Genomic DNA, 18,272 nt, shown 5'->3' on the forward strand with positions numbered 1-18,272 from the left:
GTCTTTCTCCTGTAAGGAAATCGGGAATATCTGCAGAATCATACTCAAAGTGATCCTACGGTATGATTCTGCTAAGTATGATGATTATTAACCGTTTTTCAATGTTTCCAATTCCTGCCAGCGATCAAAAGCAGCGTCTAACGCTTGCTCTTTTTCAGACAGTTCTGTCAATATTTTTTCGGTCACTGCATGAGGTTGATTAAAAAACGCAGTATCACTCACTTGAGAGTGTAATTGCCCAATCTCTTCTTCCAATTTCTCCAACAATGACGGTAATTGCTCTAATTCACGCAACAAATGGTAACTCATTTTGTTACCCGTACGTTTTGGCGACTCTTTAATCTTCTCTGCTTTAACTTCAACTTGGCGTTTTTTCTCACTTTGCTGGCGCAGTGATACCGTCTGTTCGCGCTGTTGTTGAGCATCGTAATAACCACCAACATAGTTATTGATCACGCCATTACCTTCAAAAATCCAGCATTCAGTCACTGAGTTATCAACAAACTGACGATCATGGCTGACCAGCAATACTGTACCTTTATAACTATCGACCAGCTCTTCCAGCAATTCCAGTGTTTCCACATCCAAATCGTTGGTGGGTTCATCAAGCACCAGCAGATTACTGGGTTTCAAGAACAGACGCGCCAGTAACAACCGGTTCCTTTCACCACCGGAAAGCGCTTTAACCGGTGTCATCGCCCGTTTAGGGTGAAACAGAAAATCCTGCAAATAACCCAGAACATGACGAGATCGGCCATTAACCATCACTTCCTGTTTACCTTCCGCCAGGTTTTCCATCACCGTTTTTTCAGGATCAAGCGCTACCCGATGCTGATCAAAATAAGCAATCTCCAGCTTGGTACCACAATGAACGCGGCCGCTATCGGATTGCAGATCGCCCTGCATCAATTTCAGTAACGTTGTTTTACCGCAGCCATTTGGCCCCACCAGTGCAATTTTATCCCCACGTTGAATCTGGGCGCTGAAATTATTGACCAGTTTCTTATCACCAATCTGATAATTAACATTTTCCAGTTCAAACACAATCTTGCCGGAACGACTGGCTTCTTCCATCTGTACTTTGGCTGTTCCCATCACCTCACGACGTTGGCAACGCTCAACACGTAATGCCTTCAACGCCCTGACACGCCCTTCATTGCGGGTACGGCGCGCTTTAATCCCCTGGCGAATCCACACTTCTTCCTGCGCCAGTCTGCGATCAAACTCAGCATTCTGCATCTCTTCTACACGCAACGCTTCTTCTTTGCCTTCAAGAAACTTGTCGTAATTACCCGGCCATGAAACCAATTTACCGCGATCCAAATCGACAATGCGGGTTGCCATATTGCGAATAAACGAACGGTCATGGGAGATAAAAACAATACTGCCTTGAAAATCTTTCAGGAAATTTTCCAGCCATTCAATGGTATCAATATCCAGGTGGTTGGTTGGCTCATCAAGAAACAAGACTTTTGGTGAACTGACCAGCGCCCTTCCCAATGCCGCCTTACGCAACCAGCCACCAGAAAGAGCAGAAAGTTTCTCTTCGGCAGGTAAAGAGAGCTGTTTCAGCACGTCATTAATACGACTATCCAGTGACCATAATCCACGGATATCCAGCACTTCTTGCAATTCCGCCAAACGGTTGAGGTTCTTCTCGCTTGGATCATGCTCCACCAAACGGGAAACCTGATGGAAGGATTTAATGTATTCCGCCTGTTCCTGAACACCTTCGGCAACAAAATCAAAAACAGTCCCTGCTACATCACGGGGAGGGTCCTGTTGTAACCGGGAAACTATCAGATCCTGTTCATAAATAACCTGGCCGTCATCCAGCGGTTGTTCTTTCGCTAATACCCGCAGCAAAGTAGATTTTCCGGCACCGTTACGACCAACCAGACAAACCCTTTCATTTTCTTCTATATGCAATTCTGTATTATCAAGTAACGGCGCATCACTGAACGACAACCATGCACCGGATAAATTGATTAATGACATAGTAATTATTTTTCCTCACCAGCATGACGTAATAGCCAGCAATTATGAATCTGACGGTTACGGGCAAAATCCTGCGACTGGGTTTTGCTGGTGATCTCTTCTGCCACCAAGCCAATTTTTTCCAGCTCAGAAAAATCCATTTTAAAACCGCGTTTATTGTTGGAGAACATCAGAGTTCCACCACGACGCAACAGGCGCTTAAGCTGTTTCATCAGCATGATATGGTCGCGTTGTACATCAAATGTATCTTCCATCCGTTTAGAATTGGAAAAAGTTGGCGGATCGATAAAAATCAAATCAAATTGTTCATGGGTCTGTGCCAACCAAGTGAGGCAATCAGCCTGAATCAAACGGTGTTGGCGTCCGCTCAACCCATTAGCCTGTAAGTTCCGTTCAGCCCACTCAAGATAAGTACGGGACATATCTACTGTCGTCGTTGAACGCGCCCCTCCCAGCCCAGTATGTACCGTCGCTGATCCGGTATAGGCAAACAGATTCAGAAAATCTTTTCCTTTACTCATTTCACCCAGCATTTTTCGTGCAATACGATGATCAAGGAACAGGCCCGTGTCCAGATAATCAGCCAGGTTGACCCAAAATTTTGCGCCATACTCATTTACCAGAAAGCATTCTTGTTTCTCGGCTATTTTCTCATACTGGCTTTTGCCCTTCTGGCGTTGACGGGTTTTAAGCACTAACTGATTTGATGAAAGCCCAAGAACCTGCATTGTTGCACTGATAACATCGAATAAACGCTGACGTGCTTTATTGGCATCAACACTTTTCGGTGGCGCATACTCTTGAATCACCACCTTATCTGCGTAACGGTCAACAGCAACGTTATATTCCGGTAAATCGGCATCATACAGACGATAGCAATCAATGCCCTGCTGTTTTGCCCATTTAGTGAATTTCTTTTCATTTTTGCGAAGGCGGTTGGCATAATCTTCCGCCATATCCATCTCTGATGAGTGAGGTTTATCTGACAGCTGATAGTTTTTCTGGACGCAATCCAGTGGGCCATTTTTGGCTTTAAATTCACGCTCAGCCCGCAATTGCAGACAACTCAGCAATTCAGGTGACGCACTGAATAGAGAGAAGCGCCAACCAGGGAAACGGCTTTTCATCACCCGGCCAAATAAACTGTACAGTGCAACCAATGCTGGCTCACTTTCCAGGCGCTCACCATAGGGTGGATTACTTAACACGGTTCCCACCGGCCCTTCCGGTAACGGGTTTTCCAAACGGCTTGCATCACCTTGCTGGAAAGTTATCAACTGTGCAACACCTGCTCTGCGGGCATTTGACCGCGCCATATCCAGCACTCTGCGATCAATATCAGAACCAACAAAACGGGCATTTGTCTCTTGAAGGCCTTTACGGAAACGGATCTGTGCTTCCGCAGTGACTTCACGCCAAATTTCTTCATCATGTTTCAACCAGGCAGTAAAACCCCAGTGATCACGATGCAACCCCGGAGCCCGATCAGTCGCCATCATTGCCGCTTCAATCAATAATGTACCTGAACCACACATGGGATCGACCATCGGAGTATCAACCTGCCAACCTGAACGCAGAATAATCGCCGCCGCCAGATTTTCTTTCAGTGGAGCCTGACCGGCAAGATCGCGGTAACCACGGATATGCAGACCTTCACCACTCAAATCCAGCGCAACACTGGCTTTTTCTTTACTCAGGAAAACATTAATGCGGATATCCGGCTGCTGTTTTGCCACATTTGGGCGTTGATCCAGTTTACGAATAAAGCTATCAACAATCGCGTCTTTAACTCTGAGCGCACCATATTGAGTGTTCCGTATCTCTTCATTTGTGCCACTGAAATGCACAGAGAAAGTGCTATCTACAGAGAAAATCTGGCTCCAATCAATAGACTGAACCCCAAGATAAAGATCTAAATCGCTATAAACATTAAATTCGTTGAGCGGTAATAAAATACGTGATGCCAGCCTGCTCCATATCAGACTTTTATACATCACTCTGTCATCACCTTGAAAATGAACTCCGCCCTGCACAATTTTGCATGATTGCGCACCCTGCATTTCCAATTCGTTCTTTAAAAGTTCTTCTAATCCGCGCGCCGTGCTGGCAAACAGAGAGTTCATATTGCATATCACCAAAAAGAAAATTGTTACGCATTATAGCTAATCCGGGTGACATGTCATAAAGTTGCGCATGTAAAAAACGTTTCATGGAGATTAATGGATGATAACTCTGTCTCGCCTGTACACCCACCCGGTAAAGTCTATGCGTGGTTTGCAACTTTCCCATGCATTAGTTAGTGAAAGCGGCCTTATATTTGACCGCAATTTTATGATCACTACGACAGACGGGACTTTTATTACCGCGCGTAAGTATCCTCAGATGTTGTTGTTCACCCCTGCTATGTTAAATAATGGCATTTATCTGCGTGCGCCTAACGGAGAAAACGCTTCTGTACTTTACCGTGATTTCCTGCCTGAACAGCAACCCACGGAAGTATGGGGTAATCATTTCACCGCTCTCATTGCGCCGGAAACAGTGAATCAGTGGTTAAGCGGTTTTTTTGACATTCCGGTGCAATTGCGCTGGTTAAGCCATGAATTGACCCGAAGAGTAAAAAAACATCCTGACATTCCATTATCATTTGCGGATGGTTATCCATTTTTACTTATTAATGAAGCTTCATTTCATTTATTACAACAACGTTGCCCAGCCAGTATTAAATTAGAACAATTTCGCCCAAATATCGTCATTACCGGTGCAGAAGCATTTGCCGAAGACCGCTGGCAATCAATCCAAATTGGGGACGTTATCTTTGATTTACCCAAACCATGCAGCCGCTGTATTCTAACAACCGTCAGCATTGATAAAGGAATTAAAAATCCAAACGGAGAACCATTAGCGACATTACAATCATTCCGTACAGCAGAAAATGGGGATGTCGATTTCGGTCAGAATTTAATTGCCCGCTCTAGTGGTATTATTCAGATTGGCGACAATGTCACAATATTAGCGAAAAAAGATCCCCGTAAATATGGCAGCGGAGAAAAAGCGGAAGACATTGATGCACCAAAAACAAATGAGCAATCTGTCACTATTGAATATAACGGACAAACTTTTACAGGTAACAATCAACAAATCATTTTAGAACAACTGGAACAACAAGGAATAAGAGTCCCCTATTCATGTCGCGCTGGTTTATGTGGATGCTGTAGAATTTCTTTAGTAAAGGGAGAGGTTTCCCCACTCAAAGCCACAGCAATTAAAAATGATGGCTATATCCTGGCTTGCTGTTGTATTCCAAAGAATGATCTCATTCTTGAAAGTAGTGGTGGAAAATAGATCTTAAGTCCAAATCAAGCCCGTCGTGTTATCAGCTGCCACGCGGGTTGAATAACAAATAAAAATCATATTTCTCAGATTAAAGCCAATGCCGCCATTGATTTTGAGTTTATCCGTGAAGTTATCACCTTGAGGAAAAATCAGTATGGTTTTAAAATCGGGAAAAAAGGCAAACATATCACGAAAAAACAGGTAAAAACATTAATCATTAAAGGTAAAAAAAGAAGTGATTAAAGATTTTTTTAAGCCGGTAAAAATTCGGTTCTCCATTTAAAAGCGTAAGTGCAGAGATATTAACGATTTTATATAAAGGACAGATTTAACTAAATACACGAAAATTTTCAGGAAGATATTTAATGGCATTTAATCAAAGACCATCAACTGTTAATACAGAGTTGAAAAGAAATCAGCACACAAAATAACATTATCCGAACAGGCGGATATTCAAACGTTTTCTCACCGTTACTTTATGAAGAAAACCATAAAAATAACGTAATAAAAAAAATGGATAAAACAGTTAATTCGGCAGGATTTAAATCTTAAAAAAAGGGAGAATTATCTTAAAAAAAATATAAAATAATCTTTTTATATCATCAGGTCATTTATTTTCTGATTTATAAGGAAAAAATAAACGAGACTGTAATTTAAAATATTTAATATTACTTTATCATTCTTTACTCATTCAATCGGCGTCTTTTAAATCCAAATAATAAACTCAATGCGATTTGAGCATTTAATAAACTGACTACTTGAAATTCTCAATGATACGAAAACACGCTTTATTCGCTTCATGTTTTAAATAGATTTTTTATCATCCTGAAAAATAATGCCTCCATAATTGTTTCACAATAAAATAAAATAATCAATACTTAATATTATAACTATAATGAATTAATTATTACTATTATGAATTTATAATAACCGTCATAAAATGATTACACTCTAAGCAGGAACCAAAGCAACTTAAACCACAACACATGAAGGAGCAAGTTATGGCACGCATTGTCATTGCAGCGGTTGCAACACCCGGACACGTCTATCCAATGTTAAAAGTCGCTCAATCACTGATAGCCCAAGGACATCAAGTAACCGTATTCACCGGTGCATTATTTCGCCAACAAACAGAAGCTTTAAGCGCACTATTTGTCCCTTTTGATGAGCAGGTAGATTTTGATTACCGTCATTTAGAACAACATTTCCCTGACCGTGCGCAGCTTCCGCCGGGAAATGTACAAATGGCACTGGCATTTAAGAATTTCTTCTCCGCTCCAATCCCACTTCTCGACCGTCAACTACGTCAGATTATCCGTGAACAACAAGCGGATCTGCTTATAGCCGAGAACTGCTTTTATGGCATATTGCCACTCCTGCAAGAAGAAAAAGCCCATCGTATTCCAATGATCACCATTGGCATAACACCTCTGGCTTACTCTTCGAAAGATTCAATTTTCTGGGGACCACGTATCCCACCCGCAGTATTACCACCAGAATTGACACATGAACAGCTAGTAGATGAAGAAAACCGACAGCTGATAGCCGAAGTGCAGGATAGCTTCAATGCCGCATTAGTTCAGTCCGGCTGCCCTGAGTTAACCCGATCTTTCAACGATGAAGTCATTTTCAGCTCTGATCGCTTTTTGCAACTGTCAACCCTGGCTTTTGAATACGCACGCGAGGGATTACCTGATACAGTCCATTTTATTGGTCCACTCCCCAACCCTGTACCGACAGCAGAATCACCTCAATTATGGGAAGAAGACGATCCGCGTCCATTGGTTATAGTCACTCAAGGTACCATTTCCAATACCGATCTCAATCAGTTGATTTTCCCCACCTTGCATGCGCTGGCTAAATTACCTGTACGTGTATTGGCAACTACTGGTGGCAGATCGGTAGAAACACTGTGTGAGAACATACCTGAAAACGCCCACATCGAAGAATTTATCTCATTTGAGCACTGGCTGCCGAAAGCTTCACTGCTAATATCCAACGGGGGTTACGGCACAATTAACTACGCCCTCAGCCACGGTACGCCGTTGCTCATTGCCGATGCAGGAGAAGGCAAACAGGAAGCGGCTTTCCGCGTCGTATGGGCCGGATGCGGTATTAATTTAGATACAGCACAACCAACCGAATCCCAGCTTAAGAAAACCGTGGAAAACATTCTTGGTACAAACTTGTTTAAACAACGCGCCCAAATCGTCCAAAAAGATTACGCAAGCCACGATGCGCTGACAGAGATTTCTAAGCACGTAGAACAATTAATTCTTGAGCAATAAAGCCATTAATGCTTTGTCTCTCCTTTCCAATCCTCCAACTGACCGCATCACACGCCTGCTGGAGTGGTAAAATTTATAGCAAATTATTCCCTTTGCGCATATACAAAGGTATTATCAACGCTACCCAAATAATAATTTCAGTAAGCAGGTGATATATGCCAACTACAATTTCTCAAAAAGCCGCACGGGATCTACTCGGTACGCCGGAGTATTTCGAAGGTGGTGTATTCGTCAGCCGCAACGGTAAAGCGGAACTGTTCATTCAGACCGCTTCAGACCGCGAAGCTGAACTGGCTCGTCAGAAAGAGGATGAACAAATCAACGCCATGTTGAAGCTGGTGGCTTTATCTCAGAAGGATGTAGAGAACGGTGACGTTATGACACCGGAAGAGTTACTGGCAGAACGTAAAGCAGCCCGTAGCGTGTAGGGGTGTTATGACAAAGGTTATCATAACCAAAGTGGCCCGCTTGTCACTGCTGAACCTTGAGGGATTCAAGGCTCGCACCGTAGGGATAAAACGAGCGCAAGAAATTATTGATGAACTGATCGCGGAGTCCACAAAATCAATCAGTGAGAATCCGGGTATGCACCACCGGAACATTGAAGCGCTGGCGCGAGGGTTAACGCTGTATGAATGGATAGACCCGGTTAATCAGTACAAAGTCCTGTATACCTACAACGGCTCTCAGGCAGTGATCAACATGTTTTGCAACACAAGGGAAGATTTCAGTCGGTTGCTCTACGTGATCATGATAGCTCACTAATGCGCACCGCAGAAACACACAACCCCGAATCACCGGGGTTTTTTATTGGCTGTACCGCTACTGACTTAACTGGCAGATAGCGAGTTTTTCTTTTGCGCGAAGTAATCCTCAGACGTTTGGATGAAAAACAAGTAAAGTGGAATCCCGCCCTGACTGTAATAGTGAACCGATCATTTTGAAACAGCGAGAACAACAAGGAATAAAAGTGGTTTTACTTCCAAGAATCACAGAGCAAATAGATCTTAAACTCAAATCAAACCGCAGTGCCATAAATTGGCATACGAACAGGTTCCACAAATGGCATCAATCGATCATTCATAATTTTGATTGGATCGCAAAAGCTCATTACGCGATCAGATAACGTTAATTTTGGTTGAGCCAGCAAACAAAGACTCGCACTATCTCCAGCCTCCGCCACCAGAAATATAGCCTCTGTTTCACAATCTTGAAGCCGTACCTGAATTAACTCTCCCTGCACAGGTCTTTCTATCATGGCAAACCGGGAAAAATACCAGCTTCTTGGCATTTGCGGCTTTATAAAGCGAAAAGCAACTAATGCATTAAGAATTAATTCAGCCCTGAATTCATCTGAAATATTAATCCGGCGTGTCTGTTCTTCAAAACAATAATAAAGCGCCGCATCTTCTACAGAAAATGAAGTCTCTCCCATTGCATAAGGTGTCAGCATCTTCGCAGGAAAACAGGAACGAAAAACCATACCCTTAGACAGATCGAGCATTACGCGGTCATGGTCAGTATCAAAATACCAGCGCCATTGGTCATCAGGTTTAAGTTTCATGAGTTATCCTTATTATGCAAAAAAACTGACATCGCTAAATAGATGCACTAAACAGATTGTAAATAACTTGTCCGCTATTCAGTGAAATAAACCTTGCCATATAGTGAGATATATGAAGGACTGATAAAAATTTAGACGATTAGAGCGAATATAGACGAGTTGGGGGCAAAAATAAACCCCCAATGATAAATTAACAACAAAATTTAGATATGATTGACGATATCTTTAACTAATTTTGGACCATGATAGATAAATCCGGAGAAAATCTGTATTAAAGAGGCCCCTGCGGCTATTTTTTCTCTAGCTGCGGTCAGTGAATCTATTCCTCCAACACCAATAATAGGAATTTCACCTCTTAATTCTTGAGAGAGCTGGCGAATAACTTCTGTACTACGTAACTGAACTGGCCGGCCACTTAATCCACCTGCTTGTTGGCAATAGTTAAGGCCTTCAACTAATTTCCTGTCTAATGTTGTATTAGTCGCAATAGCACCATCGATATTATGACGAATTAAACTATCTGCAATTTGGATCAACTCTTCTTTAGAAAGATCGGGTGCGATTTTTACCGCAACAGGAACATATTTTTGATATTTTTGCTGGAGCTCACCCTGCTTGTCTTTAATCGCAGACAATAAATCATCCAACGCTTCGCCATATTGCAGTGCTCTTAAACCTGGAGTGTTTGGCGAAGAAATATTAATCGCAATATAGCCGGCGTAAGGATAAATTTTATCCATACAGATTAAATAATCATCTTTCCCATGCTCTACAGGCGTATCTTTATTTTTACCAATATTGATCCCAATAACTCCACCATATTTTGCCTTTTTGACATTTTCCACCAGGTTATCGACCCCCAGATTATTGAAGCCCATACGGTTAATTAGCCCCTCCGCTTCAACAATACGGAATAATCTGGGTTTATCGTTTCCTGCCTGAGCTCGTGGGGTTACAGTACCAATTTCAATAAAACCAAATCCCATTGCACCAAATGCATCAATACAATCGCCATCTTTATCAAGACCTGCGGCCAGACCAAGGGGATTTTTAAATGACAGGCCCATACAAGTAACGGGTTTTGTAGCAACTGATTGCTGGATAAGAAATTCGAAAGGACTACCGCTAATTCGCTTGAGCTGGCGGAAAGTTAACTCGTGCGCCCGTTCCGGATCAAGCTGGAACAACGCCTTCCTGATGAGAGAGTAATACATGCGATCTCCTGAGATCAAGATAACAGGGAGTGACTGCCGTAAATTAAGCGCCGGGCATCTTAATAAGATCTGATCCGAAAGTAAACGATGGCAAGCAGAAATTTATTATCCAAGAGAATAGGCCAAAAAGAATATCGGGCTAAATAACCATTAGCCCGATAAATAACTATCAGCTTTCTAACGCCTTAGTGATTTTCTCAAACAGATCACCAGACAGGTTTTCCAATCCTTTCAATTGTTCCAGCGCATTACACATCATACTTTGGCGTTTTTCGTCATAACGTTTCAGGCGAATCAACGGTTCAATCAAACGGGAAGCAACCTGTGGATTACGGCGGTTAAGATCAGTCAACATTTCCAACAGGAACTGATAACCACTGCCATCTTCAGCATGGAATGCCATCGGATTGTTAACAAATGCACCAATCAGAGCACGCACTCTGTTTGGGTTACTCATACTAAATGAACGATGATTCAATAGATTACGCACACTAGCGAGAACACCTGCCGCCGGGCTACTTGCCTGTAAGCTAAACCATTTATCCATAACCAAGCCATCCTGATGCCATCTCTCATCAAATTCCGCCATCAGTTGATCACAGCAAGGCAGTTCCGCTATCACCGCAGCGGATAACGCCGCCAATGCATCAGTCATATTGTCAGATTGATGATATTGATTGGATATCAGTTTATCGGCCCGCTCTTGAGAGCCAAAGGCCAGATAGTATAGACAAATATTACGCAGAGAACGTTTGGCAATATCCTGATGATCGACGCGATATGCGCCTATATTGATAGCGTTATAAACCGCAACAAACTCATCCGCCATTTCCTGCGCCAAAGTATGGGTGATGACATGCAGGACTTCATGAATCGCTTTTGGATCGATAATCGTAAATAATTCCGCCATCTCACCTTCTGACGGCAAAGCCAGGATATGAGCAGCCAGAGCCGGATCAATATCACTATCCAGTAACACCGCGCGGAAAGCATCTACCACATGCGTTGGCAGTTCGATCGGCTGCTTTTGCTGGTAACGGATAACATTCAGCTTAATGTAGTTTGCCATCAGTGACTGAGCCGCATCCCAGCGGGAAAACGCATTACGGGCATGTTTCATCAAAAATGCCAATTGCTGATCGCTGAATGGGTAATCCAATTTCACTGGTGCCGAAAATTCCCGTAATAAAGAAGGAACCGGCAATGACGACACATCATCAAATACAAATGTCTGCTCTGCATTGATTACGTTCAGCACATGGTGAACCGGCTGACCATCATAACGCAACGGAATCACATGGCCTGCGCTGTCATAGAGCTCAATATTCAGTGGAATATGCAGAGGTTGTTTCTCTTTTTGATCGGCGGTAGGGGGTGTCATCTGGCTGACATGCAACTTATACTGCCGCTTTTCCGCGTTATATTCATCACGAACTGTCAGCACCGGTGTACCGGACTGACTATACCAGCGACGGAAAAGAGACAGATCCACATTTGATGCATCTTCCATTGCCTGAACAAAATCATCACATGTTGCAGCACTGCCATCATGACGATGGACATAAAGCTGCATCCCTGCCTGGAATTGTTCTTCACCCAGCAGGGTATGGATCATACGGATAACTTCCGCGCCCTTCTCATATACAGTCACTGTATAGAAGTTATTCATCTCAATCACTTTATCAGGGCGAATGGGATGCGCCATTGGGCTGGCATCTTCAGCAAACTGGGCCGCACGCATAACACGCACGTTATTGATACGATTAACAGAACGGGAGCCAAGATCAGAGCTAAACTCATGGTCACGGAATACCGTCAATCCCTCTTTCAGACTCAGCTGAAACCAATCGCGGCAAGTGATACGGTTACCGGTCCAGTTATGGAAATATTCATGGCCGATCACGGCTTCTATACCAAGATAATCTTTATCCGTCGCCGTTTCAGATTTTGCCAGCACATATTTGGAGTTAAAAACGTTCAGGCCCTTATTCTCCATTGCGCCCATATTGAAGAAATCCACCGCGACAATCATATAAATATCAAGGTCATACTCAAGACCAAAACGGGTTTCATCCCATTTCATGGCATTTTTCAGGGAAGTCATTGCCCAATCAGCCCGGTCGAGATTACCACGGTCAACAAACAGCTCCAGTGCAACTTCACGGCCACTACGGGTGGTAAAAGTATCGCGCAAAACATCGAAATCACCCGCAACCAGCGCGAACAGATAACTGGGTTTTGGGAATGGATCCTGCCATTTCACCCAATGACGTCCATCATCCGTTTCCCCTTGTTCAACCCGGTTACCATTTGAAAGCAGATACGGATATTTGGCTTTATCAGCTGTAATACGGGTTGTAAAACGCGCCAGTACATCAGGGCGATCAAGATAGTAGGTAATATGACGGAAACCCTCTGCTTCACACTGGGTACAAAGTGCGTCGCCAGAGACATACAAACCCTCCAGAGCGGTATTTTTCGCCGGGTGGATCTCATTAACAATTTTCAAAGTGAACTGAGCCGGCAACTGCTCAATGACCAGCGTTTCCCCCTGTTCACGGTAATGTTCCCACGGTTGACCATCCACATGAAGGCTTTTCAGCGTCAAGTCTTCACCATTTAGCACCAATGGCGTTATTTCATGACTCAGACGTCTTATCTGGCTAATGGCGGTGACTTCTGTGCTATCAGCATCAAGATTAAAATCAAGTTCAATATCAGAAATCGTATAGTCCGGAGCGCGATAATCCCGGCGGTATTTAGCTTGTCGCTGCTGTGTCATAAGAAACCTTTTTGTCGTTTCATACTGATGGAATTAATTCAATACCAAATCTTACGCTGCCACAGAAAGAGGTTAAAGTTCAAAAGTGAAATAACGCACCTTCTGGCGCTAAACATGCATTAAGAACGAGTATGATGTTATGTAAAGAATATGTTTGCTATTTGGTGCTTGTTATCACTTAATGATCAAATAACATGATAACATTTAACCAAAGACCTTTTTAATTTCGATCTTCTGGTGAATGATATGATGTTATGTGACTTCAATAACAAAATAATCCCGGTATACTCTTCTAACTTTATCGATTTAGCTGACACGAATAGGCTCCGTGAGGATGCATAACACGCTATGACCCTAGACGCTACCCCGATTATTAAATCACTGCTTGATACTGACGCTTATAAACTTCATATGCAACAAGCAGTGTACCACCACTACAGCCACATGCCTGTCGTTGCGGAGTTTCGCTGCCGCGGTGATGAATTGCTGGGTGAATATGCCAAAGAATTACGCCATCAGGTTAATATGATGTCTGATTTGGCATTAACCGATGCTGAGTTTAATTATCTTTCCAGCCTGCCTTTTTTCAAAGCTGATTATCTAAATTGGTTCAAAACCTTTCGTTTTAATCCACAGCAAGTCAATATTTCTGTAACCGATAGTGGTCAGTTAGCTATCCGTATTTCAGGATTATGGCATGAAGTGATTATGTGGGAAGTACCATTATTGGCGCTGCTCAGTGAGCTGGTTCACCGCCATCACTTGCCGGATAACGCAGCTGAAAATGCAGTCAATCAGCTTCGCAAATTAATTAAATTGTTCTATCAAGATGCAGAAAATGAAGGGATCGATCTCTCCAGTTTCAAACTGATGGATTTCGGCACACGCCGCCGTTTCTCACACGGTGTTCAACATGCCATTGTCAGTGAATTGCAACAGAATTTCCCTTACCTGATTGGCACCAGCAACTATCAACTGGCACAACAGCTTGGGATCTCACCTGTTGGTACACAGGCGCATGAGTGGTTTCAGGCTCACCAGCAAATCAGCCCGGAACTGGCAAGCAGTCAACGGGAGGCGCTACAAAGTTGGTTAAATGAATATCCCAACCAATTAGGTATCGCCCTGACTGACTGCATCACAATGGATGCTTTCCTGCGAGACTTTGATGCCCAGTTTGCCAACAGATACCAGGGTTTACGCCATGATTCAGGTGATCCAGTTGAATGGGGTGAAAAAGCAATCGCCCACTATCAAAAACTGGGCATCGATCCGATGACGAAAACCCTGGTGTTTTCTGACAGCCTGGATTTCCAGAAAGCACTGGCGCTTTATCGCCATTTCCACAACAGAATAAACCTGATTTTCGGGATCGGCACACGGCTGACCTGCAACATTCCAGGCGTTAAGCCACTGAACATCGTTATCAAACTTGTCGAATGTAATGGCAAACCGGTGGCAAAACTGTCAGACAGCCCTGGCAAAACTATCTGTGAGGATAATGAGTTTGTTAACAAGCTACGCGCCGCTTTTGATATACCCGTCAAGCAAGCTTGTTAACACCATTTTTATAAAACCCAACTGTGCCGCTGGCAAATAAAGCAGCGGCGCATTTGAAAAAACCGGTTTCCCTCTCATTCACCATGCAAATTAGTGATTTCCACTTGTTTCCTGAAATATGGCAAGTAACATAGAACAAGTTGCCTCTTGTATAGGGGTATTCATTTTCACCAACTTGAATTGATAAAAGAAGAGAGAAATTTATGAGCGTAGCGCCTGTAGTCGACGTACTGCAAGGCCGGGTTGCGGTTGATAGTGAAATCACCGTTCGCGGCTGGATCCGTACAAGGAGAGATTCTAAAGCTGGTATCTCTTTCCTCGCCGTCTATGACGGTTCCTGCTTTAATCCATTACAGGCCGTCGTTAATAATAATTTGCCCAATTATCAGAATGAAATTCTGTCTTTAACCACCGGCTGTTCTGTCGAAGTCACAGGGACAGTTGTCGCTTCCCTAGGTCAGGGACAGAGTTTTGAACTGCAAGCGACGAAAGTGGTGGTGATCGGCATGGTTGAAGATCCTGATACCTATCCGATGGCCGCCAAACGCCACAGCATTGAATATCTGCGCGAAGTAGCTCATCTGCGGCCACGCACCAACCTGATTGGCGCGGTTACCCGTATGCGCCATACCCTTGCGCAAGCTCTGCACCGTTTCTTCCATGAAAATGGCTACTTCTGGGTTTCAACCCCGCTGATCACTGCGGCGGATACAGAAGGTGCCGGTGAGATGTTCCGTGTCTCTACGCTGGATCTGCAAAATCTGCCTTTAACTGATAAAGGTGCAGTGGATTTCAATCAGGATTTCTTCGGCCGTGAAGCTTTCCTGACCGTATCCGGCCAGTTGAACGGCGAAGCCTATGCCTGTGCATTAAGCAAAGTTTACACATTCGGCCCGACTTTCCGCGCTGAAAACTCTAATACCAGCCGCCATCTGGCAGAATTCTGGATGCTTGAGCCGGAAATTGCCTTCGCTAACCTCGACGATGCAGCCTCACTGGCTGAGAATATGCTGAAATATGTTTTCAAAGCGGCATTAGAAGAACGCGCTGATGATCTGCAATTCTTTGCTGAACGTGTCGATAAAGACGTTATCACCCGTCTGGAGAAATTTATCCATTCTGACTTTGCTCAAATTGATTACACCGATGCCGTTGAAATCCTGCAAAATTGCGGCCAGAAATTTGAAAACTCAGTATTCTGGGGCGTTGACCTCTCATCAGAACATGAGCGTTATCTGGCAGAAAAACACTTTCAGGCACCAGTGGTAGTAAAAAACTATCCAAAAGATATTAAGGCCTTCTATATGCGAATGAACGACGACGGTAAAACCGTTGCGGCAATGGATGTTCTCGCACCGGGCATTGGTGAAATTATCGGCGGTTCACAACGTGAAGAGCGTCTGGATAGGCTAGATAAGCGTATGGCAGAAATGGGGCTTAATAAAGAAGACTACTGGTGGTACCGTGACCTGCGTCGCTATGGCACTGTTCCCCACTCCGGATTCGGATTAGGCTTTGAGCGTTTGGTCGCTTACGTGACCGGTGTCACAAATGTGCGCGATGTCATTCCATTCCCACGTACTCCGAGAAGTGCCAATTTCTGATAATTCCACAAAGTTAATATTAAAAAATAATTATGTATACAAGGCCAGCGAAAGCTGGCTTTTTTATTCCTTCAATCCAATCTTCGATCAAAAATCTTCTTGTATTTACATTTTTACATATATTATTTTCATTTTGTTACAAAATTCGTCACTTTGTATCAATTTAATGGTGGATCAAGCTCACTCCCTAATGAAAGACTGTGCGCCGACACGGACAATTACGGTGCTCTCATAAATAGTTTCAAAGATTTTCTTAAATGAATTATTTCTGGCAGTAACCAAAGTCAAGATCACTCCAATGATGGTAATTAATGAAGCAATGTAAGGTAACAATTAATGAAAGGTCGTATTTTTGCAGTGGTCATCCCAGCCTTATTAGCTGCTGGGGCAGCAAACGCCGCTGAAATTTATAACAAAGACAGTAACAAACTGGATATGTATGGCAAAGTTGATGTACGTCATCAATTCTCTAAAGCCACCGAAAAATCAGAGGATGATCCTTTCCGTAGTGAAGATGGGGATGCAAGCTATGTTCGTCTGGGCTTCAGAGGTGAAACCCAAATCAATAGCCAACTAACGGGTTATGGGCGCTGGGAGTACAATATTCAGGCTAACAACGCTGAATCAGAAGGTGCCAAAGGCAACAAAACCCGCCTGGGTTTCGCGGGCCTGAAATTTGCTCAGTACGGTTCTTTGGATTACGGTCGTAACTACGGTGTTCTCTATGACATCAACGTCTGGACCGACGTACTGCCAGTATTCGGTGCTGACTCCATGTCTCAGGCTGACACCTACATGACGAATCGTGCCACGGGAGTCCTGACTTACCGTAACACTGATTTCTTCGGCCTGGTTGATGGCCTGAACTTTGCCCTGCAATACCAGGGTAAGAACGACGACAACAACAAAAATGGTCGTAATTCACTTAGTAAGCGAGGCGACATCATCAAACCTAATGGTGGCAGTAATGGCGATGGTTTTGGCATCTCTGCTACTTATGATATCGGGTACGGCATCAGCGTGGGAGGTGCCTACTCCAACGCTGACCGTCCTATTATTCATGAAAGACTCGTTACCTCTGTCGCTCGCGGTGAAAGAGCAGAAGCATGGAACATTGGTGCTAAATACGATGCAAACAACGTATATCTGGCAGCGATGTACGGTGAAACCCACAATATGACATCCTTCGGTTACCGGGATGTTGTCTCGGCAAAAACCCAGAATCTCGAATTAACGGCTCAATATCAGTTCGATTCTGGCCTGCGTCCATCTCTGGCATATGTTCAATCCAAAGGGACAAATTCTTTCTCCAAACAGGACTGGGTAAAATATATCTCCATTGGTTCTTATTATAGCTTCAACAAAAATTTGTCTGCCTATGTTGATTACAAAATCAATTTAGTAAAAGAAAACGTATATACCCAATATTTCGAAGTTAACACCAATAACGCGGTTGGTGTAGGTCTGGTATATCAGTTCTAAATTCAACTGAAATAAATACAGAAAATCCAATTAATATGTGATAGCGCTCACTTAAAGTGGGCGCTATTCTTTTTTTCAAGAAGAATAATCATCAGTCATCTGTTGAAAAATAGTACATGGCATACAGACAAGAACATCAACAAGTTACCTATAAAAAATCTGATGATAAAACGAACACCGTATTTTACTCTTTTTACTAAGCTCAACAGATAATTTTTCTTCCTCACTGACAGCGATTGATTTCCACTTTTTTGACCAACTGGACAGACCAGAGTTCAGAAAACAACCCTTCATTTACACTTTGAAACACTTTGTTGCAAATTCTTACTAAATTTTCTTTTTTGTAGCACTTTGTGAGTGGATAAAAATAACAACCAATGAAACACTTGACAGAGAAACAGACGACACTAAACTCTCACAAATAGTTCCGTAGATTTTTAAAGAATT

At 43.3% G+C, this 18,272-nt stretch carries 12 protein-coding genes; 7 read left to right on the top strand and 5 right to left on the bottom strand.

Translation table 11 applies throughout. From position 1 onward, the window contains the following. Positions 1–87: 87 nt before the first annotated feature. Both ACGF7G_RS14160 and rlmKL read right to left on the bottom strand, forming a co-directional pair. On the bottom strand, positions 88–1,998 hold the full coding sequence (locus tag ACGF7G_RS14160) for an ABC transporter ATP-binding protein (RefSeq protein WP_133814624.1): 1,911 nt from the start codon (positions 1,996–1,998) through the stop codon (positions 88–90). Positions 1,999–2,003: 5 nt separating this feature from the next. Continuing rightward, the gene (gene rlmKL / locus ACGF7G_RS14165) at positions 2,004–4,121 is read right to left on the bottom strand and encodes a bifunctional 23S rRNA (guanine(2069)-N(7))-methyltransferase RlmK/23S rRNA (guanine(2445)-N(2))-methyltransferase RlmL (protein ID WP_387466293.1); all 2,118 of its coding nucleotides are present in this window, start codon (positions 4,119–4,121) and stop codon (positions 2,004–2,006) included. A 100-nt stretch (positions 4,122–4,221) separates the two neighbouring features. Between rlmKL and ACGF7G_RS14170 the strand changes: the two genes are divergently transcribed. The 4 genes from ACGF7G_RS14170 (at position 4,222) to ACGF7G_RS14185 (ending at position 8,384) form a co-directional block, all read left to right on the top strand. After that, the gene (locus tag ACGF7G_RS14170; protein WP_387466295.1) at positions 4,222–5,340 is read left to right on the top strand and encodes a YcbX family protein; all 1,119 of its coding nucleotides are present in this window, start codon (positions 4,222–4,224) and stop codon (positions 5,338–5,340) included. A gap of 992 nt (positions 5,341–6,332) precedes the next feature. Then, the gene (locus ACGF7G_RS14175) at positions 6,333–7,619 is read left to right on the top strand and encodes a glycosyltransferase (RefSeq protein ID WP_387466297.1); all 1,287 of its coding nucleotides are present in this window, start codon (positions 6,333–6,335) and stop codon (positions 7,617–7,619) included. A gap of 155 nt (positions 7,620–7,774) precedes the next feature. Then, positions 7,775–8,047, top strand: coding sequence for a hypothetical protein (locus ACGF7G_RS14180; RefSeq protein ID WP_387466299.1), 273 nt, complete (start codon positions 7,775–7,777; stop codon positions 8,045–8,047). A 7-nt stretch (positions 8,048–8,054) separates the two neighbouring features. Next, positions 8,055–8,384, top strand: coding sequence for a type II toxin-antitoxin system RelE/ParE family toxin (locus ACGF7G_RS14185; protein WP_387466301.1), 330 nt, complete (start codon positions 8,055–8,057; stop codon positions 8,382–8,384). 253 nt (positions 8,385–8,637) lie between these two features. On the opposite strand, the gene ACGF7G_RS14190 is transcribed toward ACGF7G_RS14185, so the two are convergent. The 3 genes from ACGF7G_RS14190 to pepN form a co-directional block, all read right to left on the bottom strand. Further along, positions 8,638–9,183 carry a cell division protein ZapC gene (locus ACGF7G_RS14190; protein WP_133814618.1) on the bottom strand — a complete coding sequence of 182 codons (546 nt, stop codon included), beginning with the start codon at positions 9,181–9,183 and terminating at the stop codon, positions 8,638–8,640. 203 nt (positions 9,184–9,386) lie between these two features. Beyond that, positions 9,387–10,397 (bottom strand): quinone-dependent dihydroorotate dehydrogenase, encoded by a 1,011-nt coding sequence (gene pyrD, locus ACGF7G_RS14195; protein WP_387466303.1) that lies wholly within the window; start codon positions 10,395–10,397, stop codon positions 9,387–9,389. 169 nt (positions 10,398–10,566) lie between these two features. Beyond that, entirely contained in the window at positions 10,567–13,179 is a 2,613-nt protein-coding gene (gene pepN / locus ACGF7G_RS14200) for an aminopeptidase N (protein ID WP_387466304.1), read from the bottom strand. 348 nt (positions 13,180–13,527) lie between these two features. Between pepN and pncB the strand changes: the two genes are divergently transcribed. The 3 genes from pncB (at position 13,528) to ACGF7G_RS14215 (ending at position 17,825) form a co-directional block, all read left to right on the top strand. Then, entirely contained in the window at positions 13,528–14,739 is a 1,212-nt protein-coding gene (gene pncB / locus ACGF7G_RS14205; protein WP_133814615.1) for a nicotinate phosphoribosyltransferase, read from the top strand. 203 nt (positions 14,740–14,942) lie between these two features. After that, the gene (asnS, locus tag ACGF7G_RS14210) at positions 14,943–16,343 is read left to right on the top strand and encodes an asparagine--tRNA ligase (RefSeq protein ID WP_133814614.1); all 1,401 of its coding nucleotides are present in this window, start codon (positions 14,943–14,945) and stop codon (positions 16,341–16,343) included. A gap of 336 nt (positions 16,344–16,679) precedes the next feature. Then, on the top strand, positions 16,680–17,825 hold the full coding sequence (locus ACGF7G_RS14215) for a porin (protein WP_387466305.1): 1,146 nt from the start codon (positions 16,680–16,682) through the stop codon (positions 17,823–17,825). The last annotated feature ends 447 nt before the right edge of the window (positions 17,826–18,272 follow it).

Origin of the sequence: Photorhabdus sp. RM323S, from assembly GCF_042879375.1 — a bacterium.
GTDB lineage: Bacteria > Pseudomonadota > Gammaproteobacteria > Enterobacterales > Enterobacteriaceae > Photorhabdus > Photorhabdus tasmaniensis.

What these genes read in the sequence shown, in the direction of transcription:
- rlmKL (WP_387466293.1), bottom strand. Translation starts at nt 4,121, where the DNA reads ATGAACTCTCTGTTTGCCAGCACGGCGCGCGGATTAGAAGAACTTTTA.
- pepN (WP_387466304.1), bottom strand. Translation starts at nt 13,179, where the DNA reads ATGACACAGCAGCGACAAGCTAAATACCGCCGGGATTATCGCGCTCCG.
- ACGF7G_RS14185 (WP_387466301.1), top strand. Translation starts at nt 8,055, where the DNA reads ATGACAAAGGTTATCATAACCAAAGTGGCCCGCTTGTCACTGCTGAAC.
- ACGF7G_RS14180 (WP_387466299.1), top strand. Translation starts at nt 7,775, where the DNA reads ATGCCAACTACAATTTCTCAAAAAGCCGCACGGGATCTACTCGGTACG.
- pyrD (WP_387466303.1), bottom strand. Translation starts at nt 10,397, where the DNA reads ATGTATTACTCTCTCATCAGGAAGGCGTTGTTCCAGCTTGATCCGGAA.
- ACGF7G_RS14215 (WP_387466305.1), top strand. Translation starts at nt 16,680, where the DNA reads ATGAAAGGTCGTATTTTTGCAGTGGTCATCCCAGCCTTATTAGCTGCT.
- ACGF7G_RS14190 (WP_133814618.1), bottom strand. Translation starts at nt 9,183, where the DNA reads ATGAAACTTAAACCTGATGACCAATGGCGCTGGTATTTTGATACTGAC.
- asnS (WP_133814614.1), top strand. Translation starts at nt 14,943, where the DNA reads ATGAGCGTAGCGCCTGTAGTCGACGTACTGCAAGGCCGGGTTGCGGTT.
- ACGF7G_RS14160 (WP_133814624.1), bottom strand. Translation starts at nt 1,998, where the DNA reads ATGTCATTAATCAATTTATCCGGTGCATGGTTGTCGTTCAGTGATGCG.
- pncB (WP_133814615.1), top strand. Translation starts at nt 13,528, where the DNA reads ATGACCCTAGACGCTACCCCGATTATTAAATCACTGCTTGATACTGAC.
- ACGF7G_RS14170 (WP_387466295.1), top strand. Translation starts at nt 4,222, where the DNA reads ATGATAACTCTGTCTCGCCTGTACACCCACCCGGTAAAGTCTATGCGT.
- ACGF7G_RS14175 (WP_387466297.1), top strand. Translation starts at nt 6,333, where the DNA reads ATGGCACGCATTGTCATTGCAGCGGTTGCAACACCCGGACACGTCTAT.